Origin of the sequence: Conyzicola nivalis, from assembly GCF_040548875.1 — a bacterium.
In the GTDB taxonomy this organism is placed as follows: domain Bacteria; phylum Actinomycetota; class Actinomycetes; order Actinomycetales; family Microbacteriaceae; genus Conyzicola; species Conyzicola nivalis_A.
Genome location: NZ_JBEPSJ010000004.1, coordinates 223,589 through 245,566, shown reverse-complemented (window position 1 = coordinate 245,566; position 21,978 = coordinate 223,589). Strand labels below are relative to the sequence as shown.

General features: G+C 70.5%; 17 protein-coding genes and 1 riboswitch. Of the genes, 4 read left to right on the top strand and 13 right to left on the bottom strand.

Annotation, left to right across the window (positions count from 1 at the left end; genetic code table 11):
- Nucleotides 1-11 precede the first annotated feature (11 nt).
- Nucleotides 12-818, top strand: coding sequence for an ABC transporter permease (locus ABIE21_RS15605; RefSeq protein WP_354025887.1), 807 nt, complete (start codon nt 12-14; stop codon nt 816-818).
- 26 nt (nt 819-844) lie between these two features.
- Here the strand turns inward: ABIE21_RS15605 and ABIE21_RS15600 are convergent, their stop codons facing one another.
- The 9 genes from ABIE21_RS15600 to ABIE21_RS15560 all read right to left on the bottom strand — a co-directional run bounded on the left by ABIE21_RS15600 (nt 845) and on the right by ABIE21_RS15560 (nt 13,669).
- Nucleotides 845-1,546, bottom strand: a complete 702-nt coding sequence (locus ABIE21_RS15600; protein ID WP_354025767.1) for an ABC transporter ATP-binding protein — start codon at nt 1,544-1,546, stop codon at nt 845-847.
- Entirely contained in the window at nt 1,543-2,493 is a 951-nt protein-coding gene (locus ABIE21_RS15595) for an ABC transporter ATP-binding protein (RefSeq protein WP_354025766.1), read from the bottom strand. Before ABIE21_RS15595 ends, ABIE21_RS15600 begins: the two co-directional genes overlap by 4 nt.
- Nucleotides 2,490-5,291, bottom strand: a complete 2,802-nt coding sequence (locus ABIE21_RS15590; protein WP_354025765.1) for a hypothetical protein — start codon at nt 5,289-5,291, stop codon at nt 2,490-2,492. The genes ABIE21_RS15595 and ABIE21_RS15590 overlap by 4 nt, the downstream gene beginning before the upstream one ends.
- The gene (locus ABIE21_RS15585) at nt 5,288-8,617 is read right to left on the bottom strand and encodes an ABC transporter permease (protein ID WP_354025764.1); all 3,330 of its coding nucleotides are present in this window, start codon (nt 8,615-8,617) and stop codon (nt 5,288-5,290) included. The genes ABIE21_RS15590 and ABIE21_RS15585 overlap by 4 nt, the downstream gene beginning before the upstream one ends.
- A 323-nt stretch (nt 8,618-8,940) precedes the next feature.
- Nucleotides 8,941-9,411, bottom strand: coding sequence for a 6,7-dimethyl-8-ribityllumazine synthase (gene ribH / locus ABIE21_RS15580; protein ID WP_354025763.1), 471 nt, complete (start codon nt 9,409-9,411; stop codon nt 8,941-8,943).
- Complete coding sequence (gene ribB / locus ABIE21_RS15575; RefSeq protein ID WP_354025762.1) at nt 9,408-10,694, bottom strand: 3,4-dihydroxy-2-butanone-4-phosphate synthase; 1,287 nt, start codon at nt 10,692-10,694, stop codon at nt 9,408-9,410. The genes ribH and ribB overlap by 4 nt, the downstream gene beginning before the upstream one ends.
- On the bottom strand, nt 10,691-11,311 hold the full coding sequence (locus tag ABIE21_RS15570; protein ID WP_354025761.1) for a riboflavin synthase: 621 nt from the start codon (nt 11,309-11,311) through the stop codon (nt 10,691-10,693). Before ABIE21_RS15570 ends, ribB begins: the two co-directional genes overlap by 4 nt.
- Nucleotides 11,312-12,409: a bifunctional diaminohydroxyphosphoribosylaminopyrimidine deaminase/5-amino-6-(5-phosphoribosylamino)uracil reductase RibD gene (ribD, locus tag ABIE21_RS15565; RefSeq protein ID WP_354025760.1), complete on the bottom strand. Its 1,098-nt coding sequence runs from the start codon at nt 12,407-12,409 to the stop codon at nt 11,312-11,314.
- 84 nt (nt 12,410-12,493) lie between these two features.
- A riboswitch (FMN riboswitch) is annotated at nt 12,494-12,647 on the bottom strand.
- 38 nt (nt 12,648-12,685) lie between these two features.
- Nucleotides 12,686-13,669, bottom strand: a complete 984-nt coding sequence (locus ABIE21_RS15560) for a sugar-binding transcriptional regulator (RefSeq protein ID WP_436232357.1) — start codon at nt 13,667-13,669, stop codon at nt 12,686-12,688.
- A 183-nt stretch (nt 13,670-13,852) separates the two neighbouring features.
- Between ABIE21_RS15560 and ABIE21_RS15555 the strand changes: the two genes are divergently transcribed.
- From ABIE21_RS15555 to glpK, 3 genes are all read left to right on the top strand, one after another.
- Nucleotides 13,853-15,565 carry a glycerol-3-phosphate dehydrogenase/oxidase gene (locus ABIE21_RS15555; protein WP_354025758.1) on the top strand — a complete coding sequence of 571 codons (1,713 nt, stop codon included), beginning with the start codon at nt 13,853-13,855 and terminating at the stop codon, nt 15,563-15,565.
- 66 nt (nt 15,566-15,631) lie between these two features.
- Nucleotides 15,632-16,348 (top strand): MIP/aquaporin family protein, encoded by a 717-nt coding sequence (locus ABIE21_RS15550; protein ID WP_354025757.1) that lies wholly within the window; start codon nt 15,632-15,634, stop codon nt 16,346-16,348.
- A 49-nt stretch (nt 16,349-16,397) separates the two neighbouring features.
- Nucleotides 16,398-17,912: a glycerol kinase GlpK gene (gene glpK / locus ABIE21_RS15545; RefSeq protein ID WP_354025756.1), complete on the top strand. Its 1,515-nt coding sequence runs from the start codon at nt 16,398-16,400 to the stop codon at nt 17,910-17,912.
- A gap of 246 nt (nt 17,913-18,158) precedes the next feature.
- Here glpK and ABIE21_RS15540 read toward each other — a convergent pair whose 3' ends face one another.
- The 4 genes from ABIE21_RS15540 to trpS all read right to left on the bottom strand — a co-directional run bounded on the left by ABIE21_RS15540 (nt 18,159) and on the right by trpS (nt 21,946).
- Entirely contained in the window at nt 18,159-19,547 is a 1,389-nt protein-coding gene (locus ABIE21_RS15540; RefSeq protein ID WP_354025755.1) for an MFS transporter, read from the bottom strand.
- Between the two features lie 97 nt (nt 19,548-19,644).
- Nucleotides 19,645-20,382: an HAD family hydrolase gene (locus ABIE21_RS15535; protein WP_354025754.1), complete on the bottom strand. Its 738-nt coding sequence runs from the start codon at nt 20,380-20,382 to the stop codon at nt 19,645-19,647.
- Nucleotides 20,379-20,942: a GNAT family N-acetyltransferase gene (locus ABIE21_RS15530; RefSeq protein ID WP_354025753.1), complete on the bottom strand. Its 564-nt coding sequence runs from the start codon at nt 20,940-20,942 to the stop codon at nt 20,379-20,381. Before ABIE21_RS15530 ends, ABIE21_RS15535 begins: the two co-directional genes overlap by 4 nt.
- The gene (gene trpS, locus ABIE21_RS15525) at nt 20,939-21,946 is read right to left on the bottom strand and encodes a tryptophan--tRNA ligase (RefSeq protein ID WP_354025752.1); all 1,008 of its coding nucleotides are present in this window, start codon (nt 21,944-21,946) and stop codon (nt 20,939-20,941) included. Before trpS ends, ABIE21_RS15530 begins: the two co-directional genes overlap by 4 nt.
- Nucleotides 21,947-21,978 lie beyond the last annotated feature (32 nt).

Sequence of the window (21,978 nt, the reverse complement as noted above, 5' to 3'; positions counted from 1 at the left end):
CGCCCGTCGTCGTGCCAGCCGCCCGCGGCTCGCGATTTCTCGGCTCGCTCTACGCCGGCAACTCGCGGGCGGTCATCGGCCGCGGCCTGCTCGCGACGAAGAGCAGCAACTACTGGGTCGTGCTCAGCGGGTTCTTCGAGCCGATCTTCTACCTGCTCTCGATGGGCATCGGCCTCGGCGCGCTCGTCGGCACGGTCGCGACGTCGACCGGGCAGGAGGTGCCGTACGCGGCCTACATCGCGCCGGCCCTGCTCGCGGTCTCGGCGATGAACGGCGCCGTCTACGACTCCACGTGGAACGTCTTCTTCAAGATGAACTACTCGAAGCTGTACGAGGGCATGCTGAGCACGTCGCTCGGCCCGCTCGACGTGGCGTTCGGCGAGATCCTGCTGGCGCTGTTGCGCGGCGCGCTCTACGCCGCGGGGTTCATGGTGGTGATGCAGGCGCTCGGGCTCAACCTCGCCTGGACCGCGCTGCTGGCCCTGCCGGCCGTGCTGCTCATCGCCTTCGGCTTCGCGAGCCTCGGCATGGCGGTCACCTCGTACATGAAGACATTCCAGCAGATGGACTGGGTCAACTTCGTGCTGCTGCCGATGTTCCTGTTCTCGGCGACGTTCTACCCGCTCTCCGTCTATCCGGAACCGATCCAGTGGGTCGTGCAGGCGCTTCCGCTGTGGCACGGCGTCGAGCTGGTGCGCGGGCTCACCACGGGCGCGCTGAGCGTGGCCATGCTCGGACACGTGCTCTACTACGTCGTGATGATCGCGGTCGGGCTCGTCTTCACGACCAAGCGGCTGCGCGCGCTCTTCCTCGACTGACGTTCGCGCCGGGTCAGTGCTTCCGGTCAGTCCTGCGGGTCTATGAGCGCGCCGTCGGCCAGTCTGACGGTGTGGTCGGCCATGGCCTGCAGCGAGGGGTCGTGGGTGGAGACGATCGCCGTCATGCCCTCCGCGCGCACCACGGTCTGCAGCAGTGCCATGATCTCCGCGCCGCTCTCGGCGTCGAGCTGGCCCGTCGGCTCGTCGGCGATGAGCAGCCGCGGCGAGTTCGCCAGCGCCCGCGCGATCGCGACGCGCTGCTGCTGGCCGCCCGAGAGCTCGCCCGGCCGTTGCGGGGCCTGGGCGCCGAGCCCGACGAGGTCGAGCAGGTGCGCGACCCGCTCGGTGCGCGCCTTCGAGGGCAGCCCGCGCAGGCGGAGGGGCAGGCCGACGTTCTCGGCGGCCGAGAGCATCGGCAGCAGCCCGAAGGTCTGGAACACGAACGCCAGCTGGTCTCGGCGAAGGGCGGTGCGGGCGCGCTCGTCGAGCGCCGTCACCTCGATGTCGTCGACGACGACCGTCCCGCTCGTCGGCTCGTCGAGGCCGCCGACGCAGTTGAGCAGTGTCGTCTTGCCCGACCCCGACCGGCCCACGAGCGCGGCGATCGTGCCGCGCGGAATGCTGAACGACACGTCGCGCAACGCGTGCACGTCGCCGCCGGCCGAGCTGTAGGTGCGGCTGAGGTCGCGCACCACGACCATCGGGCTCGCCGTCGTATCGATGCTCATTTCGGCTCCACTTCGCGGGCACGGTGGGGCTCTCGCGCACGGTCGGGCCACACGCCCACGTGGTCGCTCTCCAGATCGAGCCGCACGCGGCTGCGCAGACCCAGCGCGGCGCGGTACTCGGCGGGCAGCTGCAGCCTGCCCGCACGGTCGAGCATCGCATACTCCTCGGCGATCACCGCCGAGTCACCCCACATGTCGATCTCGGTGCGCCGCACCACCTCCGACGAGGTCCTCCCGTCGCGGATCGCCACGGTGCGCTGCACCTGCCCCGAGACATCCGCGTCATGGGTCACGATCACCACGGTCGTGCCGAAGCTCTCGTTCGCCGTGCGCAGCGCCGCGAAGACATCGGCGCCCGTGGCGGTGTCGAGCTCACCCGTCGGCTCGTCGGCGAACAGCACCTGCGGACGATTGGCGAGCGACACCGCGATCGCCACGCGCTGCTGTTCGCCTCCCGACAGCTCTCCCGGGCGACGGGCGGCCTTAGCCCCCATGCCCATCGCGTCGAGCAGTTCGGCCGTGCGCCGGGTGCGTGCCCGCGAGCGCACGCCGGCGAACGACATCGGCAGAGCCACATTCTCGGCGGCGGAGAGGTAGGGGAGGAGGTTGCGCGACGTCTGCTGCCAGATGAAACCGACGACGGATCGGCGGTAAGCGAGACGGTCGGCCGCCGACATCCGCAAGAGGTCCCAGTCGCCGACGCGGGCGCGCCCCGCGGTGGGCACGTCGAGCCCGGACAGCACGTTCAGCAGCGTCGACTTGCCGGAACCGGATGCCCCGACGATGGCGATCATCTCGCCCCGGTCGACGAGCAGGTCGAGGCCCTGCAGCGCCTGGACCTCGATCTGCTCGACCTGGTAGATGCGCACCACGTTGTCGCACACGATGAGCGCGTCGGCCCCGAACTCCGAGGCCGATCGCGGTTTCGCGTCTGTCTGCAGCGTCATGTCGTCTCTCCCACTCTCAATACGTCTCCGGGCCGGTCGCGGCGGTGCGCCACGACGTCGACCACGATCGCGGCCGCGCACAGCGCGAGACCGCCCGCCACAACGAGAACCACTGTCACGGCATCCACACTCAGCGCCGGCTCGGCGAGTCCGCCCGCGAGGATGCGCAGGCCGATGGCCGGCGCCACCGTGAACAGGATCGCCGCGCTGGCGACCGCTCCGCCCACGAGGGCGGCGACCACGAGCGGCGCGAGCTCGGCGACGGCGAGTAGCCAGCCGAAGCCGCGCCGCACACCGAGCGTGCGCAACAACGACAGGGAGCGCGACCGCGACCGCGAGCCGGAGGCCACCGTCGTGACGAGCGCGATCGCCGCGAGCAGTGCCACGGCCGCGGCGGAGAGCTGCGTCATCCGGTCGACTCCCTGCACCAGCGGTTGGTCGCGTCGCTCCTCGAGCCAGGCGGTGCGTGAGACCGCCTCCGTCGTGCCGGAGGCCGAATCGGCCGCGGCGGCCGCCCCCTCGCCCATCACGAGGAGCGTGCTGGCGGGCAGTTGCTCGTCCAGCCGTTCGCTGAGCGTGTCGAGCTCGGCGTAGACGAAGGGGGCGTCGAGGTAGCCGTCCGGGCCGCCGTCGAAGGTGCCGACTACCCGGGCCGTGAGGCGGTCCTGGTCGACGACGACGACCAGCCGGTCGGTGTCGACGCGAGTGGCCAGCCGCGCGTCGATCAGCACGGGGAGCGAGTCGTCGGTCGTCGGCGCCGCGGCCAGGGCGTCGAGCGCCGAGCCGTCGGGCACCGTGCCCGCGGGGAGCAGGTCGGCGACCGAGGCGAAGTCGGCATCGACAGCCACCATGGTCGCCAGGGCCGACGCCGCGCCGCTGTCGACACCCACCGAGGTGAGCACGAGCTGGGTGCTGGCCGCGGTGACGCCCGGTTCGCTGCGTGCCTGCCCGGCCGTCGACGCGTCGAAGACGCCCTCCGCCCGCGCGTCGGCGCCGATGCGCTGCCAGGACGCGTCGACCTGCCCCTCGCGCACCGTCTGAACCATGAGCGACCCGGTCAGCAGCAGGCCGACCGACAGCGTGAGCGCGAGCAGGGGCAGCACGGCGACCGACCGCATGGCGTGGGCGGCACCGAGCACCCCGACGGCTCCGCGCGAGCGCACGGCGATCGCGGCGGCGACGCGCACCGCGAGCGGCTGCAGCCGCAGCACCACGATGGTCAGCGCGACGGCGAGCAGCAACGGGGACGCGGCCAGCAGCGGATCGGTCCCCTCGGTGCGGGCCTCCACGAGACCGCGGGAGCGCACCGACGCGAGTGAGGCCACCGCCAGCACGACGACGGTGACTTCGAGCACGACGCGACGCACGCGCGCACGCCCGGCGATCAGCTGCCGGTCGCGGCGGTTGGCGGGCTGGCGGCGTCCGCTCCACGCCTCCCTGGCGACGAGCGCCGCGCGCACGGCCGGGGCGAGAACCGCGATCGCGCAGACCACGGCGAGCGGCGACGGGTCGACGAAAGGCCCGGGCGCCACCAGGGCCGCGACCGCCACGCCGGCGCCCACCCCGAAGACGGCGAGCGCGAGCGACTCGGCCAGCCCGCGCACGGCGACCGACCCCAGCGACGAGCCGCGGGCGCGTTCGAGGGCGAGGTCGGCGGAGCGGCGCCCGACGATCAGCCCGCTGACGAGCAGCATCACCGCGGCGAGGGCCCCGAACAGGCTCGCGATCATGAGCGACATCTGCGCGACGGACGCCGCCGCCCTGTCGCCGTAGCTGCGCATCGCATCGGGGAAGTCGGTGCGCACGTTGACGGTCGCGCCGACGCCCGCGGCCAGGAACCCCGCATTAGCCTCGAGCGCGTCGGTCTCGTCGATGACCGTGGTCACCAGCGCGAAGGTGAACCGCTCCGGATGGAGGGGCAGACGCACCGACGCGTGGATCGGGTCGAACGACAGCGGCTGCACGAGCGCCAGACCCTCGGCGGTGGTGAGCAGGGTCAGCTGCGCCACCGTGCCGCGGGTGCGGGAGTCCTGCAGATCGGGAGCCCACATCGTGGGCAGGTCGCACCACTGCGGGGCGCACCTCGTTCCGGAGTCGGGCTGAGCGGATGCCACGATCCCGACGACGCGCGCGCTGACAGCGTCGTCCGACCCGTCGGTCGACACGCTCGGTGCCGGCACATCGAGCACCGTCCCCGTCGTCAGCGACGCGGCCTCCGCCGCCTCACGGGAGACGACCACCTCGATCTCGGATGCGTCCGCCGACTCCGCGGGCAGGCGCCCCTCGACGATGGTGAGGCCGTCGCTCTGGTCGGGGCCCAGCAGGCCGAACTGCGCCTCGACCCGGGCCGCGTCGGGGTCGGCCACCGCGCGGGTCAGGCGGATGCCGGGGCTGAGAACCGAGACGGAGGGGGCGCCGGACACTCCCGCCAGCCCGTCGGGCAGGTTCTCCGGCAGCAGCCGGGCGATGTCGGCGATCTTCGGCAGGGACGTGTAGTCGGCCGAGACGTCGGGGTCGCCTACCTGCGCGCGCACGACCAGGTCGGCGTCGGCGCCGACCTCCGCGACGGCGGCACGCGCCCCGCGGTCGACGGTGTCGAGCACGAGGCGCGGCACGGCGACCGCGATGAGGGCGGCGAGGCAGAGCAGGGCGAGCCAGCCGACGAGGAGGGGAGCGTCGCGACGTGCCCGGCGACGGACGAGCAGCCCGGTCGACGCGGCCAGCGAGCGGAGCCTCGTTCCCCACCGCGCACGCGCCGACGACGGACGCCTGCGACGGTCGACGCGCTCGCCGCTCACGGCTGGGCCCCCTCGCGCAGCAGGTGCGCCGGCTCGGTGAACCGCTGCGCGCGTGCCACGAGCGCGACGACGGCGACCAGCACCGCGACGACCTCGACGAGCAGCAGCGAGATCGCGACGGCAGGCACCTCGACCAGTACCGACGGCACGGTGGGCGCCCCGGTGGGCGACACGGCGACGAGGGGGCCGACGAGCCAGGAGAGCAGCACCCCGATCGAGATGCCGAACACCGCTCCGAGTACGCACATCAGCAGCGATTCGGAGGCGATGAGCCCAACGAGACGTCGACGCGAGTAGCCGATCGCCCGCAACTGGGCGAGCTCGAGGCGGCGCGAACGGAGCCCAGCGGCGCTGTGCACGCCGAATCCCACGGCGGCGAGGATGGTGCTCGCGGCGATGGCCACCCAGAGCGCCGCCTGCGTCGCGACGCGCAGCGGAGCCTCCTGCAGCCGCTCGCCGAGCAGCTCGGCGCTCACCGCGACCGCATCGTCGGGCAGTCCGGCCAGATAGGCGCTGGCGGCGCCGGGCGCGACGTCGACCCACCACTCGTCGACGAGGGGACCCGCCGCCCCCGCTTCGACGAGCGAGCGGGTGAGCAGTGTGTCGTCGACGACGGCGAACTCGGGTGCGGCGCCGCCGAGCGCCGGCGCCGGGCCGGCGAGGTCTCCCATGACGGCGGCACCCGGTATGCGGGGTGCGACGGCGACCACGCGGATGGCGGTCGGCACGCCCCCCGTGCGCACGTCGAGCACGCTGCCCTCCGTCGCGCCGAGGCGGTCGGCGAGCGCCTGGTCGACGACGGCGGGCACGGCGACGTTCGGCTGCCAGCCGACCAGCGCGTACCCGATCGCGTTGCTGCTGAGGTCGACCGGCACGGCGACGTCGATGCGCAGCTGCCAGCCCTCCGGCACGCCGGTCGTCTCGGGCGGCCGCGAGGGCCGCGCCTCCGACGACCCGTACCACTCGTCGTCGGCGGAGGGCACGAGAGCGACCGACCCCGGGTCGTCCGTCGTCTCCTCATCCTGATCGGCGGGGACCAGGGCGGCGAGGTCTGCCATGAGCACGTCGGCGAACTCCTCTTCGCGGGCTACCGGCGCGTCGTCGGGGCTGGTGTCGACGAGCGTCGCCTGGAACCCCGCGAAGCGCAGCCCGTCGGTGCGTGCGGCGGCAGCGAGCTCCCCGCGCACCTCGTGCGGCTGGCCGTCGGCGTCGACCCGGCCTAGCGGGATCAGCCGCAGGTGCCCGTCGTCGCCCTCGACGACGGCGGTCATGTCGGCGGCCACGGCGACGAGCGGCGCCGCGGGGTCTCCGATGCGCACGGTGGCGGCGAAGCCGATGGCGCCGTCGGGCATGTCGATGGTCGTCGCGGGATACGGCCGGCTCGAGAGGCGGTCGTCGATCACGTCGCCGCCGAGCGCGCCGAGCCGGCCGTGGGTTATGAGCTCGCGGGAGGCCGGCGTGAGTGCGAGGAGGGAGGCGAGGCTCCCGCCGGCGTCTCCGGGCGAGCCGTCCCTGACGCCGACCAGCATCGGGCGCCGCATCGTCGGCTGTGCCACGTCGCCGTCGGCGCTCGGGGCGACCGAGTCCGTCACGGCCCCGCCCGCCACGACGCGCACGGGCGGCCCGACCGCGAAGGCGGCCTGGTCTGCCTGCGACTGCTTCCACGTCGCGAGAAAGCTCAGGCTGAACGTGCCCACGGCGAGAGTCAGGCTCAGCAGCAGCACGGCGGCCGTCGCACGCTGCGACCTCCGCCCGATCTCCCACGCCGCGAGCGCGACCGTCGCGCCGCGCGCGCCCGATCCCAGACGCTCGAGGATGCGGGATGCCGCGGGGATGAGCCGCACACAGACCAGGGCCGCGGCCACGAGCACGATCGCGGGTCCGGCCACGAGAACCGGGTCGACCGCGAGCGAGCCCGAGTCCTGCACGGGTGTGCGGTACGACTGCAGCTGCCAGTAGGCGAGCGCGGCCAGCGCGACGACCGCGACGTCGATTCCCGAGCGGGCGATCCCCGAGGCGAGGCGCTGGCGCCCCGCGGCCTGGCCGCCCTCGGCGAACGACACGTCGCCGCGCGCCAGCGGCGCCAGCAGCACGAGCACGAAGACGACGGCGATTCCCCCGGCGACGAGCCAGGCGGCGGGCGGGATGCCCGCGTCGGACGGCATGCCCGCGGCCACCATCGGGCCCTGGGCGGCGAGCAGCCTGTAGGCGAGCGAGGCGAGCGGGGGAGTGACGGCGGCGGTCACCGCCGCGATGACGACCGCCTCGACGGAGGCGAGGGCGAGGATGTCGCGGCGCGATGCCCCGCGCGCCCGCATCAGCTGGCGCTCGCCGGACCGCGCGTCGCTGAACAGCCGCGCGAGCTGCGCCATCGCGGCGACCGCGAGCACGCCGAGCAGCAGGCTGATCACCACCACCGTCGACCGGGTCACGATGAGCCCGGATGCGACCGCGCTGACAGCGCTCGCCGCGTCGGTCTCGACGAACACGCTGCCGGCCACGTCGTTGGCGCGGTACAGGATGTCGATGTCGGCGGTCGCCAGATCGTCGAGCAGCGGCTGCAGCTGGTCCACGGTCGCGTTCGAGAAGTCGGGCACGAAGTTCAGGTGGGCGAGGGCCACCGGGATGCCGGCCGCCGCGAGTGCCCCGTCGTCGACGACGAGCGGCCCGAAGACGACCGTCGGCTTGTAGAAGCTCGTGAACGGGTTGGGGAACACCGGGTCGTAGCCCGACGCGGCGAGACGGTCGAGCGCCCAGAACTCGTCGACGGGGTCGTTCGGCTCGTACACGCCGGTGACGACGGCCGCGACATCCGCCTCGTTCGACGCGACGACGAGGGTGTCGCCGACTCCGATCGCGAGCGCCGCCGCGGCGGCCGACGGGATGGCGACCGGCACGGGCCCGTCTGCGGGGGGCGCCGCCGGCCAGTCGCCCGCGGTGAGCGTCGCGGCCTGGGTGAACCCGTCGAATTCGCCGAAGTAGGCGAGGGTGGGAGTCGTCGGCTCGACCGGGGTGGCCGCGATCGTGCCGACGGGCAGGTACTGCGACACGGCGCCGCCCACCGACGTGGTCGTCGCTGCCGGTCCGAACACGTCGTCGACCGCCGCGGTCACGGCCGCCCGGGTGTCGGCCAGCCCGATCGCCGGGTCGAGCAGCCGCACGTCGAGATCAGTCTGATCGGTCGGGATCGCGGCCAGGGCGCCGCGCACCCCGCTCTGCTCGGTGGCGGCCACGAGCAGGCTCAGCGTGGTGACGAGGACGCTCGCGAGCACGGCGACCGCGACGACGCCGAGCAGCAGCTGCCACTGCGCACGGGTGCGGCGCACGGTCGTGCGGAGGAGCCACGAGACACCGCCTCGGGGGCGCGCGCGGCGAGCGCCCGGCCGCCTGCCCCCCGGCGCGATTCGCCCTGCTTGATCTCTCACGTCGGTCGGTGCTCCGTCATCGTTGACCCGGCCTCAGGAATGCGGCACGAGCATACGATACAGCCATCGCCGCCCGCCGCGTCCCCCGACCGAAAACGAAGGACTTACGGGGCGGATGCCGGTGCGAAACACGTTTCGCGCGGGGTACGGGCGCGATGTCCTTCGTTTTCAGAACCGCTGATAACGCAGAGACCGCAGCGCTCCGCGGCAAGCCGCGACGCGGGTCAGGCCCGCAGGTCGCGCAGGATCACCGCGGTCGCCAGGGCCGCCTCGGCCGCCTCGGCACCCTTGTCCTCCTTCGAGTCGGCGAGGCCGGCGCGGTCGAGACCCTGCTGCTCGTCGTCGAGGGTGAGCAGTCCGAAGCCCACGGGCTTTCCCGCGAGAAGGCTCGCCTGCGTGAGGCCCGTGGTCGCGGCATCCGACACGTATTCGAAGTGCGGGGTGCCGCCACGGATGATGACGCCCAGCGCCACGACCGCGTCGGCTCCCGCGTCGAGCGCGGCGCGGGTCACGACGGGCAGCTCGAAGCTGCCCGGCACGCGGACCACGGTGACGGATGCGCCGGAGGCGTCGAGCACACGACGTGCCCCCGCGAGGAGTCCGTCGGCGATCTGCGTGTGCCACTGGCCGGCGACGATCGTGACCTTGAGGCCGGTTCCGTCGGTGATGATCTCGGGGGATCCTGCGCCGCTCATATGGTTGCACCTTTCTTGCCCGCGAGGATCGCCTCGTCGAGGATTGCGTTACTGGGGAGGATGTGGCCCATGCGGTCGCGCTTGGCCTCGAGGTAGCCCTCGTTGAAGGTGCCAACGCCCACGACGAGCGGAACCTGCTCGGTGACGGTGATGCCGTGCTCGGCGAGCTGGCGCAGCTTCTCGGGGTTGTTGGTGATCGCGCGCACCCGTGAGATGCCGAGGTCGGCGAGGATCGCGGCGGCCGCTCCGTAGTCGCGTCCGTCGATCGGGAAGCCGAGCGCGAGGTTGGCGTCGAGGGTGTCGAGCCCGTCTTCCTGCAGGCGGTAGGCCTTGAGCTTGTTGATGAGGCCGATGCCGCGGCCCTCGTGGCCGCGCATGTAGATGACGATGCCGCCCTCGGCCTGGATGGCCTCGAGCGCCGCGTCGAGCTGCGGACCGCACTCGCACTTGAGCGATCCGAACGCCTCGCCGGTGAGGCACTCGGAGTGCACCCGCAGCAGCGTTCCGTCCGTCGGTTCGCCGGCGATGACGGCGAGGTGGTCGTAGCCGGTCATGCGGTCGCGGTACGCGCGGAAGCGGAAGGAGCCGTGCGTGGTCGGCACGGTGGTCTCGACCTCGAACAGCACGCGGGAGGTCTCGGGGATGTCGACGGCGAGCGGCACGTCGGCGTCGTGGTGCGTCGCGTTGAGGTAGTCGACGAGCGCCTCGATGGTGATCACCGGCACGCCCTCGCGCTCGCCCAGCTCGATCAGCTCGGGGAGGCGCATCATCTCGCCGTCCTCGGCGACGATCTCCGAGATCGCCCCGACGGGGATCAGCCCGGCGAGCTTGAGCAGGTCGACCGTTGCCTCGGTGTGGCCGTCGCGCTCGCGCACCCCGCCCTCCACCGCGCGCAGCGGCATGATGTGGCCGGGGCGGTGCAGGCTCGTCGGCACCGACTCGACGTCGGCGAGCACCCGCAGGGTGTGCGCGCGGTCGGAGGCGCTAATTCCGGTGCTGATGCGGTTGGCGGCGTCGACCGAGACCGTGTAGTTCGTTCCGCGCGGGTCCTGATTGTCGGGAACCATCACCGGCAGCTCGAGCCGGTCGGCGATCTCGTTGGTCATCGGCGCGCAGATGAACCCCGACGAGTTGCGCACGAGCCAGGCGAGCCATTCCTGGCTGGCGAACTGGGCGGCGAGCACGACGTCGCCCTCGTTCTCGCGGCTCTCGTTGTCGACGACGATGACGGGCCTCCCGGCGCGCAGCGCGTCGAGTGCGGTGGCGATGTCGGCGAGGCTCATAGCGAGCTCCTGTCGGTAGTCGGAATGGCCGAGACCGCGAGCATGCGCTCGACGTGACGGGCCAGGATGTCGGTCTCGATGTTGACGCGATCGCCCACTACGCGGGCGCCGAGGGTCGTCGCGCTGAGCGTCTCGGGGATTAGAGACACCTCGAACCAGTCGTCGCCGACGGCGCTCACCGTGAGCGAGACTCCGTCGACCGCGATCGATCCCTTGCGGGCGACGAGGCTCGCGACGTCGGGGCTGAGGCTGAACCGCACCACGCGCCAGGCGCTGCCGTCGTCGATGGCGAGAACGGTCGCGGTGCCGTCGATGTGGCCTTGCACGATGTGGCCGCCGAGCCGGTCGCCCACCATGGCCGCCAGCTCGAGGTTGACGGCGTCGCCCACCGCGACCCCGCCGAGCGTGCTCATCGCGATGGTCTCTGCCATGACGTCTGCGGTGAACCAGTCCGGTCCCTGGTCGACGACGGTGAGGCACACGCCGCTGACGCTGATTGAGTCGCCGTGTGCCGCGTCGGCGGCGGCGAGAGGCGCGCGCACGGTGATGCGCGCCGCGTCGACGCCCGCCTCCCACGCGGTGACCGAGCCGAGCTCGTGGATGATTCCGGTGAACATCTAAAACCTCTCGCTGGTTGAGCTTGCTTGCCCTGAGCTTGTCGAAGGGGCCTGTCCTGAGCCTGTCGAATGGGCGGACGCGCGGGCGGTGACCAGGAGGTCGTCGCCGAGGCGTTCGATGGAAGTGATCCGAAGACGGCGCTGCTCGCCGATGGTGGCGACGCCGATGTCGCCGACGGAGGTGCGCGGGCCGCCGATCAGGGTGGGGGCCAGGTAGACGAGGTACTCGTCGACGAGGCCGGTCTCGATGAACGCGCTCGCGAGCTGCGGGCCGCCTTCGACGAAGACACGGCGGATGCCACGGCCGTACAACCCCGCGAGCACCTGTTCGAGGTCGCGGGAGTGCGTCTCGATCAGTCCGGCCGGATGGTCGCGCAGTTTCGCCCCCTGCGGCACGGGCCGCGTGCCGATCACGACGGGCACCGGCTGGTGCGCCAGCAGCTCGCCCGCGTCGCCGCGCGCCGTGAGGGAGGGATCGTCTGCGAGCACCGTGCCGGTTCCCACGACTACCGCGTCGCTCTGTGCGCGCTGCTCGTGCACGCGCTGGCGTGCGGCGGTGCCGGTGATCCACTGGCTGGTGCCGTCTGCCGCGGCCGCCCGGCCGTCGAGGCTCGACGCCCACTTCACGCTGACCCACGGGGTGCGACGGCGGGCGGCGACGAGCCACGGCTCGATCGACGCGGCGACCTCGTCGGCGAGCACGCCGGCGACGACCTCGACGTCCGCCGCGCGCAGGCGGTCTGCGCCGCCGGCCGAGTTCTCGCCGGGGTCGGAGACCGCGTAGACGACGCGGGAGACGCCGGCGTCGATCAGCGCGGTGGAGCAGGGGCCGGTGCGGCCCGTGTGGTTGCACGGCTCGAGCGTGACGACGGCGGTCAGGCCCGTGGCATCCGTCACCCGCGAGAGGGCGTCGACCTCGGCGTGCGGAGTGCCCGCGCCGCGGTGCCAGCCCTCGGCCACGACGGTGCCGTCGGAGTCGACCAGCACGCACCCGACCTGCGGGTTGCCGCCGTAGAGGGGACCGTGCGCCGAGAGTGACAGCGCGTGGCGCATGGCGCGTTCGAGCGGCGCGTCCTGCTGTGGTGCCGACTGTGTCATCCGGTGTCCCTAGATTCTTCTTCGAGAAGACGGACTCCGGGCTTTTCAGGTCGCGAATGACCCACATCGTGGCTGCCCACGATGCTCGTGCTTCCTCCTATCCGGACTGAGAGATCTCGCGATCTCATTACCGTCGGTCCCGGAATTCCACCGGGTCAGCCACGGCCGGGCTCTCGCCTGACCGCAGGTCGCGGACTATCACCGCCGGTTCGGACTTTCACCGACCCCGGAGCACGTTACTGCTTACGAGTGTATCCAACTTGGGATCGGCGCTGACTATTCCCGTGACCCTCTGAGTCGCTGGGCGGTGTCCTCGGTGAGCAGGGTTCGGGCGGCGAGCTCGTCGAGCACGAGGTCGGTGATCATGCCTGCGGCGAGTGCGCCCCGCAGCGCGGTGATCTTGGATGCGCCGGAGACGACGCAGATGCGGCGGGCGACGGCGTGCATGACCGAGGGGTCGGGTCCGGTCGACCGGGCGTTGAGGGAGATGCCGTCGTAACTGCCGTCGAGCCGGTAGAACACGGTGGCGATGTCGCCGACGACCTGGGCGGCCTCGAGAGAGGCGAAGTCGTCGGCGTCGAGGTAGCCGCCGGCGTAGACGTGGCTCGGCACCTCGGAGAAGGTCGAGCCGACGCCGAAGAGGGCGACGTCCATGTGGCGCTGGATGTCGAGCACGCGTTTCGTGGTGCGCTCGCGCCACATCGCGTCGCGCGTCTTCGGGTCGTCGAAGAAGGCGGGAACGGGAAACTGCTGCACGGGCGCGTTGAACGCCTGGCCGAACCGGCGCAGGATCTCGCTCGCATAGTCGATGCCGGTGGTCGAGGTGTTGCCCGCCCCGTTGAGCTGCACGATGCGCGAGTTGTGCGTCTCCTTCTTCGGAAGGTGCCGGCTGACGGCGTTGATGGTGGCGCCCCAGGCGATGCCGAGCGTCATGTTCGAGTCGAAGTAGGGCGTGAGAATTCGTGCAGCGGAGAGCGCGACGCGCTCGAGCCGGTCGATGTCACTGGTCGAGTCGGGAACGGGCACGACGTGCGCGTTCACCCCGAACCGCGTGCGGAGGTCGCGCTGCAGCACCGAGAAGCGGTCGAGCGGGGAGATCACACGGATCTCGACCAGCCCGTGCTCCCGTGCGTAACTGAGCATGCGGGAGACGGATGACCGCGACGTGTGCAGCTCTCGGGCGATGGCGTCCATCGTGAGGTCCTGCAGATAGTAGAGCTGCGCGGCCCGCAACGCGTCCCGCGACTTTTCGGGCGTCACCTCGTCGGGTACCGGCGCGGAGACGGGGGCTTGCACGTTTGTTCACTCTCCTTGATCATTTGAGTTATCGATTCCAGTATGGAGGTAATCGCCCTGGCGACAGTGTGACTCTGACGAGATCGTTCACGACAGTCAGACCGCACCACACCCGAAAGTGACGCAGAAGTGAAGTCTCGAGAGTCGATGCCGACCGGCGAAGCCCGTACCGAAGTGACAGCCCTGATCGAGCGCCCGCGCGCCCAGGTGCTCGTGATCGGCGGTGGTATCAACGGAATCGCGACCTTCCGTGATCTCGCGCTGCAGGGAGTCGACGTCGCCCTCGTCGAACGGAACGACTACTGCTCGGGCGCATCCGCCGCCTCGTCCCACATGATCCACGGCGGCGTCCGCTACCTCGAGAACGGGGAGTTCCGGCTCGTGCGCGAGTCGGTCACCGAGCGCAACGGCCTGCTGCGCATCGCGCCGCACTACGTGAAGCCGCTGCAGACCACGATCCCCATCTACTCCACCTTCAGCGGCATCCTCTCCGCGCCCCTGCGCTTCCTGACCCACAAGTCGGGAGCCCCGAAAGAGCGCGGCGCCCTGCTGATCAAGGTCGGGCTGATCATCTACGACTCCTTCTCGCGCGACGGCGGCAGCGTTCCCCGCCACGTCTTCGTCGGCCGTAAAAAGTCGCTCGCCACGCTGCCGCAGCTCAACCCCGGCATCAAGTACACCGCCACCTACTTCGACGCCTCCGTGCACGAGCCGGAGCGTCTGGCGCTCGACGTCCTGCATGACGGCCTGGCCGCCGGCGACCACGCCCGCAGCAGCAACTACGTCGAGGCCGTCGGCTCCACCGACGAGGGAGTGGTGCTGCGCGACACGCTCACCGGCCGCGAGTTCACCATGAAGGCCGACGTCGTCGTCAACGCGTCCGGACCGTGGACAGACCTCACGAACGAGGCGCTCGGCGACTCCACCACCTACATGGGCGGAACCAAGGGATCGCACATCGTGCTCGACAACCCCGAGCTGCTCGCCGCAACAGCGGGCCGGGAGATGTTCTTCGAGCACAAGGACGGCCGCATCGTGCTGATCTACCCGCTCAAGGGCAAGGTCATGGTCGGCACCACCGACCTCGAGGCCGACATCCGCGAACCCGCCGTGTGCACGAGCGAGGAGATCGACTACTTCTTCGACCTCATCGGCAACGTCTTCCCGAAGATCGCCGTCGACCGGTCGCAGATCGTGTTCAGCTTCTCGGGCGTGCGGCCCCTGCCCCACCACGACGACCTGCAGCCGGGCTTCGTTTCCCGCGACTACCGCATCGTCCCGGGCAAGCTCGGCAAGGCCGACCTGCTCAGCCTCGTCGGCGGCAAGTGGACCACGTTCCGCGCCCTCGCCGCGCACATCAGCACCGAGGTGCTCGCCCTGCTCGGCACGCCGCGCACCGTCGACACCAAGAACCTCGAGATCGGCGGCGGGCGCAAGTACCCCCGCACCGCCGAGGCGCGCGAGAACTGGGTCACCGCTCAGTCCGGCTTCGTCGGCAAGCAGCGCGCGGGCGAGCTCTTCGAGCGTTACGGGACCCGCGCGAGCGAGGTCATCGACGCTATCGACAGCGGCGAGGACGCCCCGCTGCGCAACGCCCCCGAATTCAGTGTGCTCGAGATCGAGCACATCGTCGCAACGGAGTCGGTCGTGCACATCTCCGACCTGCTGCTGCGACGCACGAGTCTGGCCTTCGCGGGGGATGTCTCCGTGGAGCTGCTGGAAGAGCTAGCCGAGATCGCCGCCGGCGTTCTCGGTTGGACGCAAGAACGCCGGGCTGACGAAATACGTCACGCCACGGCGCTGTTGGCCTCGGCTCACGGGGTGCGTCTGACGCACGCCGGCGATCTGGCGACTCAATAGCGTCACGGTGCAGTTTTCTCCTGAGAGGTCAAAGTGGACAATCTAGGTTTAATTTTTCTTTCCGAAGTGGTCGGAACGGCGCTGCTCACCCTGCTGGGTTGCGGTGTCGTAGCTAACGTCGTGCTCGGTAAGAACAAGGGCTTCGGCGGCGGCTTCCTGATGATCAACTTCGGTTGGGGTCTCGCGGTCTTCGCCGGTGTCACGGCGGCCTACTACTCGGGCGCACACCTGAACCCGGCCGTCACGCTCGGCCTGGTGGCCAGCGGCGCCGATCTCTCCGTCACCGAGGTGTTCGTCTACCTGGGTGCCGAACTGCTCGGAGCGTTTATCGGAGCCGTGCTCTGCTGGGTGGCGTACAAGCAGCACTTCGACGCGGAGGAAGACCCCGCCTCGAAGCTCGGCGTGTTCTCGACCGGCCCCGCGATCCGCAGCTACGGCTGGAACTTCATCACCGAGGTCATCGGAACGTTCGTACTGGTCTTCGTCGTCATCGGCTTCGGCCGCGTGGGCGACGCCGACCTGTCCACTCCGGCCGGTCTCGCCGCCCTCGGCGCCCTGCCGGTCGCCCTGCTCGTCGTCGGTATCGGCGCCTCCCTCGGTGGACCGACCGGTTACGCCATCAACCCCGCCCGTGACCTCGGCCCGCGCATCGCGCACGCCATCCTGCCGATCCGCGGCAAGGGAACGAGCGACTGGGCGTACAGCTGGGTCCCGATCGCCGGACCCATCGTCGGTGGTGTGCTTGCCGGACTGGCATCCATCCCGCTCCTTCCCCTCCTCTAGCCACACCCGATTCACACAACTGCATTTCCACAAAGGAGTGAAATAGTTCATGACCAAATACGTAGTAGCCATCGACCAGGGGACGACGAGCACGAGGGCGATCGTCTTCGACCACTCGGGTTCGATCGTGTCGTCCGGACAGCTCGAGCACGACCAGATACTGCCCCAGGCGGGCTGGGTCGAGCACGACCCGGAGCAGATCTGGCGCAACACCCGCGAGGTCATCGGTCAGGCGCTGTCGAAGGCCGACATCACCCGTCACGACGTCGAGGCCGTCGGCATCACCAACCAGCGTGAGACCGCTGTGGTGTGGGACCGCAACACCGGTAAGCCGATCTACAACGCGATCGTCTGGCAGGACACCCGCACGCAGTCCATCGTCGACCGTCTCGCGGCCGACGGCGGAGTCGAGCGCTTCAAGCCGACCGTGGGCCTGCCGCTCGCAACCTACTTCTCGGGAACCAAAATCGTCTGGATCCTCGAGAACGTGCCCGGCGCACGCGAGAAGGCGGACGCGGGCGAGCTGATGTTCGGAACCACCGACTCCTGGGTGCTGTGGAACCTCACCGGCGGAACCGACGGCGGCGTGCACGCCACCGACGTCACCAACGCGTCGCGCACCCTGTTCATGGACCTCGAGACGCTGTCGTGGGACGAGGAGATCCTCGGCATCTTCGGCGTTCCGCTGTCGATGATGCCCGAGATCCGTTCCTCCTCCGAGGTCTACGGAAACGTCGAGTCGTCGTCGCTGCTGCGCGAGGTGCCGGTCGCCGGCATCCTCGGCGACCAGCAGGCCGCCACCTTCGGCCAGGCCGCGTTCGAGGCGGGCGAGTCGAAGAACACCTACGGCACCGGCAACTTCCTCATCTTCAACACCGGTGAGGAGATCGTGCACTCGAAGAACGGCCTGCTCACGACGCTCGGCTACAAGCTGGGCGACGCCAAGCCGCACTACGCGCTCGAGGGCTCGATCGCCGTCACCGGCTCGCTCGTGCAGTGGCTGCGTGACAACCTCGGGATCATCAACTCGGCCCCGGAGATCGAGGCGCTGGCCGCCACCGTCGACGACAACGGCGGCGCGTACTTCGTGCCCGCGTTCTCCGGTCTCTTCGCGCCGTACTGGCGTCCGGATGCCCGTGGTGCGCTCGTGGGCCTCACGCGTTACGTGAACAAGGGCCACATCGCCCGGGCCGCCCTCGAGGCGACCGCGTTCCAGACGCGCGAGGTGCTCGACGCGGTCAACGCCGACGCCGGTGTCGACCTCGAAGAGCTCAAGGTCGACGGCGGCATGGTGGCCAACGACAAGCTGATGCAGTTCCAGGCCGACATCCTCGGTGTGCCCGTCGTGCGCCCCGTCGTCGCGGAGACCACCGCGCTCGGCGCCGCCTACGCGGCTGGCCTCGCCGTCGGGTTCTGGAAGGACCTCGCCGACGTCGCCCAGAACTGGCAGGAAGACAAGCGCTGGACGCCGAACATGGAGCCCGCCGAGCGTGAGCGCCAGCTGCGCCTCTGGAAGAAGGCCGTCACCAAGTCGATGGACTGGGTCGACGAAGACGTGAAGTAGCCTCCTCCAGCAACAACCAGGGGCGTCGCCGGTGTGGTCCGGCGGCGCCCCTTTTGCGCGCCCGGGCTGGGTGGCCAGTTGTGCCCGGTCGGGCCGGGGTCAACCGTGCCGAAGTGGCCACCTGGCGGGGTGTGCCACGGCGAAGCATCCGGAATGACGAAGGCCAGCAGGTGGACGCGCGCTTTAAACGCAGGACGGCCCGCACCCCGAGGGGGCGCGGGCCGTCCGGCGCGAGGCTGCGGCGACTTACACGTCGTAGTCGATGTCGCGAGTCTCCTTGCTGATGATCAGCGCGACGAGCGTGATGACCGCGGCGAGGCTCAGGTACAGGCCGACCAGCACGGGGCTGCCGTCGGCGACGCCGAGCAGGGTGAGCGCGATCGTCGGCGCGAGCGCGGCGCCGATGATGCTCGCCACGTTGTAGCTGATCGCGCTCCCGGTGTAGCGCACGTTCGTCGGGAACAGCTCGGGCAGCACGGAGCCCATCGGGCCGAAGGTGAGCCCCATCAGGGTGAACCCGATGATGAGCAGCGCCATCACGCCGATGACGCCGGCACCGAACAGCGGCACGAACAGGCCGCCGAAGATGATGATGCCGATCGTGGTGACGATGAGCGTCTTGCGGCGTCCGTACTTCTCGGCCAGCGGGCCGGCGACGAGGGTGAAGATCCCGAAGAACACGCAGCCGATGATGAGCATCACGAGGAAGTCGTTGCGGGTGTAGCCGAGGCCGGCCACGAACGTGCTCGCGTCGAACTTCTTGCCGCCGGCCTCTGCTGCTGCGGCGGCCGCCTCGACGGTCTTCGCCGTCGTGCCGTAGCTCAGCGTGAACGCGGTCATCAGGTAGAAGAGCACGTAGGTGGCGAGCATGATGAACGTGCCCAGGATGAGCGGGCGCCAGCTCGTCTTGAAGACGCGCGCCAGGGGCAGCGTGGCCACCTCGCCGCGCTCGACGGCCTTGGTGAAGACGGGCGTCTCGATGAGCTTGAGGCGCACGTAAAGCCCGATGATCACGAGCAGCGCCGAGGCGACGAACGGCACACGCCATCCCCACGACAGGAAGTCCTCCTGCGAGAGGTTGATCGACAGGATCAGGAACACGCCGTTGGCGATGATGAACCCGATCGGTGCGCCGAGCTGCGGGAAGGTGCCGTAGATGGCGCGCTTGCCCGCCGGGGCGTTCTCGGTCGCGAGCAGGGCGGCACCGCTCCACTCGCCGCCGAGGCCGACGCCCTGTGCGAAGCGCATGACGACCAGCAGCGCCGGCGCGAGGATCTCCCAGCCCGGTGTGAGCGCGGTCGGCAGCAGACCGATGATCACGGTCGCGATGCCCATGGTGAGCAGCGAGGCGACGAGGGTGCCCTTGCGGCCGATGCGGTCGCCGAAGTGCCCGAACAGGATCGACCCGATGGGGCGGGCGATGAACGCGACGCCGAAGACGGCGAACGACGCGAGCTGGCCCGCGACCGGGTTGTCGCTCGGGAAGAACAGGGCGGGGAACACGAGGACGGCCGCCGTGGCGTACACGTAGAAGTCGTAGAACTCGATCGAGGTTCCGATGAGGCTGGCGAGGATCACGCGTGAACGCGGATTGACGGGTGCTGCCGGTGCGACAGTGGCGTCGACTTGTGACATGGAGAGAACTGCTTCCGAATGAAAAACGAGCGTGGAGATCTGGGGATGCGCGAGTGGCACAGAAGAGAGGGACGCCGCTTGTAGCAGCCCGACTACCCTACGCCTGTCGGGCGAGCAGCGCGGGAAGCTCCCGCAGGCCGGCGATGATGCGAACCCCGGATGCCGCGGCCCGCTCCTTCTCGTCGTCGGTGGCCGTGCCCTTCCTGTCGAGCCACACGCCGGTGAGCCCGGCTGAGGCGGCACCGATCGCGTCGGTCTCGAGCCGGTCGCCCACGTACGCTGCGGCCGAGGGGTCGACTCCGAAGCGCTCGCACGCGTACCGGAAGATGTGCGGGTGCGGCTTCGCGACGCCCACGTCGCCGCTCGCTATCGTGAGCTCGATGCGGGCGGCCAGCCCCGTGGCATCCATCTTCTGCTTCTGGAAGGGCAGCTCGGCGTTGGTCACGACGCCGAGACGCACGCCGGGGATCGCGGCCTCGAGCGCGTCGAGCGCGGGTAGGGCGTCGTCGAAGAGCACCCAGGCGCGCTGGTACTCGGCGATGTAGCGCCCGAACCAGTCGTCGGCGTCGGTGTCGTTCGACAGGTCGATGCCGTAGGGCTCGACGAACCCGCGGGCGCGGTGGCGGCGCTGCTCGCGGTAGTCGACCTCTCCCGCGAGGTAGCGGTGGTAGTGCTGCTCCTCGAGGGCGTACCAGCGGGCGAGCTCCACGGCGTCGTCGGCCGCGGCGAGGGCCCCGCCGTGGGCGGCCCGGTACGCCGCGACTCCGCTGGCGACCGCACGCGAGTGGGCGAACAGGGTGTCGTCGAGGTCGAACAGCACCAGGCGCGGGGTCATAGCGGCCAGCCGTCCTGGATCTCGCGGTCGTCGCCGCGCAGCAGGCTCGCGTGCCAGGTGTCGAGCCGGCGGTCGCGGTGCACGACCGACTGCCGCATCGTCCCCTCGAAGTGGAACCCGGCGCGGCGGGCGACGATCGCCGACGCGGTGTTGCCGATGAACGACTCCCAGTGCACCCGGTCGAGGGCGAGCCCGAGCGGGTCGAAGGCGTACTCCATGAGGGTGGCGAGCGCCTCGCTCATTATCGACTGGCCGCGGTGCTCCTTGCCGAGCCAGTAGCCGACCGTGGCGGAGGCGAGCGGCTCGTGGCGCAGCTCGATCACGCCGAGCAGGCTGCCCGACTCGTCGCGGATGGCCCAGAGCGTGAGCGCGGTGGAGGTGGCCGCGTCGGCGGCGTAGGCGGTGACGAAGTACTGCGCGTCGGGGCGCGTGTACGGCGAGGGTATGTGCACCCAGCGTTGCACCTCGACGTCTTGGCAGTACCGGTAGATCGCGTCGCCGTCTGCGGGCAGCAGCGCGTCGAGGGTCAGCCGCTCGGAGCGGATCGTCGGGGTGATCATGCGCGCGGGAGGAAGCCGACTCGGTCGTAGACGGTGGCGAGGGTCGCGTCGGCGATCGCCGCCGCCTTGTCGGCACCGCGGGCGAGGATGCGGTCGAGCTCGGCGGGGTCGTCGAGCAGCTCGAGCGTGCGCGCGCGGATCGGCGCGAACGTCTCGACCACGACCTCGCTCAGGCCCGTCTTGAAGTCGCCGTAGCCGCGACCCGCGTACTCGGTCTCGATCGAGGCGACCGTGCGCCCGCTCAGCACGGAGTAGATGGTGAGCAGGTTGGAGACGCCCGGCTTGGATGCCACGTCGAAACGCACCTCGCCGTCGCTGTCCGTCGTGGCCGACTTGATCTTCTTCGCGCTCTTCGCCGGCTCGTCGAGCAGCCAGATGACGCCCTTGTCGGTCGACGCCGACTTGCTCATCTTGTTGGTCGGCTCCTGCAGGTCGTAGACCTTGGCGGTGGCCTTCTGGATCTGCGCCTCCGGGATCACGAAGGTCTCGCCGAACCGCGAGTTGAACCGGGTGGCGAGGTCGCGGGTGAGTTCGACGTGCTGGCGCTGGTCTTCACCGACCGGCACGGTCTGGGCGCCGTAGAGGAGGATGTCGGCCGCCATCAGGGTCGGGTAGGCGAAGAGCCCCAGGGTCGTGGCATCCGTGCCCTGCCTGGCCGACTTGTCTTTGAACTGGGTCATCCGCGCCGCCTCGCCGTAGCCGGTGAGGGTGTTGAGCACCCAGGCCAGCTGCGGGTGCGCCGGAACGTGCGACTGCACGAACAGGGTCGACAGCTCGGGGTCGATGCCCGCCGCGATGTACTGGGCGGCCGTGCGCCTGGTCGCCTCGCGCAGCTCGCGGGGATCCTGCGCGACGGTGATCGCGTGCAGGTCGACGACGCAGAAGATGGCGTCGTGGCTGACCTGCATCTGCTTCCACTGCAGCAGCGCGCCGATGTAGTTGCCGATCTGGAGCGAGTCGGCGGAGGGCTGCATGCCGGAGAAGAGACGGGGCTTGGTGGTCATGGAGTCCAGTCTTCCAGACGTTCGCGCCCAGA

Coding starts and splice junctions, on each gene's coding strand:
- ABIE21_RS15535 (WP_354025754.1), bottom strand. CDS start 20,382: ATGACCCCGCGCCTGGTGCTGTTCGACCTCGACGACACCCTGTTCGCC.
- ribB (WP_354025762.1), bottom strand. CDS start 10,694: ATGAGCCTCGCCGACATCGCCACCGCACTCGACGCGCTGCGCGCCGGG.
- glpK (WP_354025756.1), top strand. CDS start 16,398: ATGACCAAATACGTAGTAGCCATCGACCAGGGGACGACGAGCACGAGG.
- ABIE21_RS15595 (WP_354025766.1), bottom strand. CDS start 2,493: ATGACGCTGCAGACAGACGCGAAACCGCGATCGGCCTCGGAGTTCGGG.
- trpS (WP_354025752.1), bottom strand. CDS start 21,946: ATGACCACCAAGCCCCGTCTCTTCTCCGGCATGCAGCCCTCCGCCGAC.
- ribD (WP_354025760.1), bottom strand. CDS start 12,409: ATGACACAGTCGGCACCACAGCAGGACGCGCCGCTCGAACGCGCCATG.
- ABIE21_RS15570 (WP_354025761.1), bottom strand. CDS start 11,311: ATGTTCACCGGAATCATCCACGAGCTCGGCTCGGTCACCGCGTGGGAG.
- ribH (WP_354025763.1), bottom strand. CDS start 9,411: ATGAGCGGCGCAGGATCCCCCGAGATCATCACCGACGGAACCGGCCTC.
- ABIE21_RS15540 (WP_354025755.1), bottom strand. CDS start 19,547: ATGTCACAAGTCGACGCCACTGTCGCACCGGCAGCACCCGTCAATCCG.
- ABIE21_RS15600 (WP_354025767.1), bottom strand. CDS start 1,546: ATGAGCATCGATACGACGGCGAGCCCGATGGTCGTGGTGCGCGACCTC.
- ABIE21_RS15555 (WP_354025758.1), top strand. CDS start 13,853: ATGCCGACCGGCGAAGCCCGTACCGAAGTGACAGCCCTGATCGAGCGC.
- ABIE21_RS15530 (WP_354025753.1), bottom strand. CDS start 20,942: ATGATCACCCCGACGATCCGCTCCGAGCGGCTGACCCTCGACGCGCTG.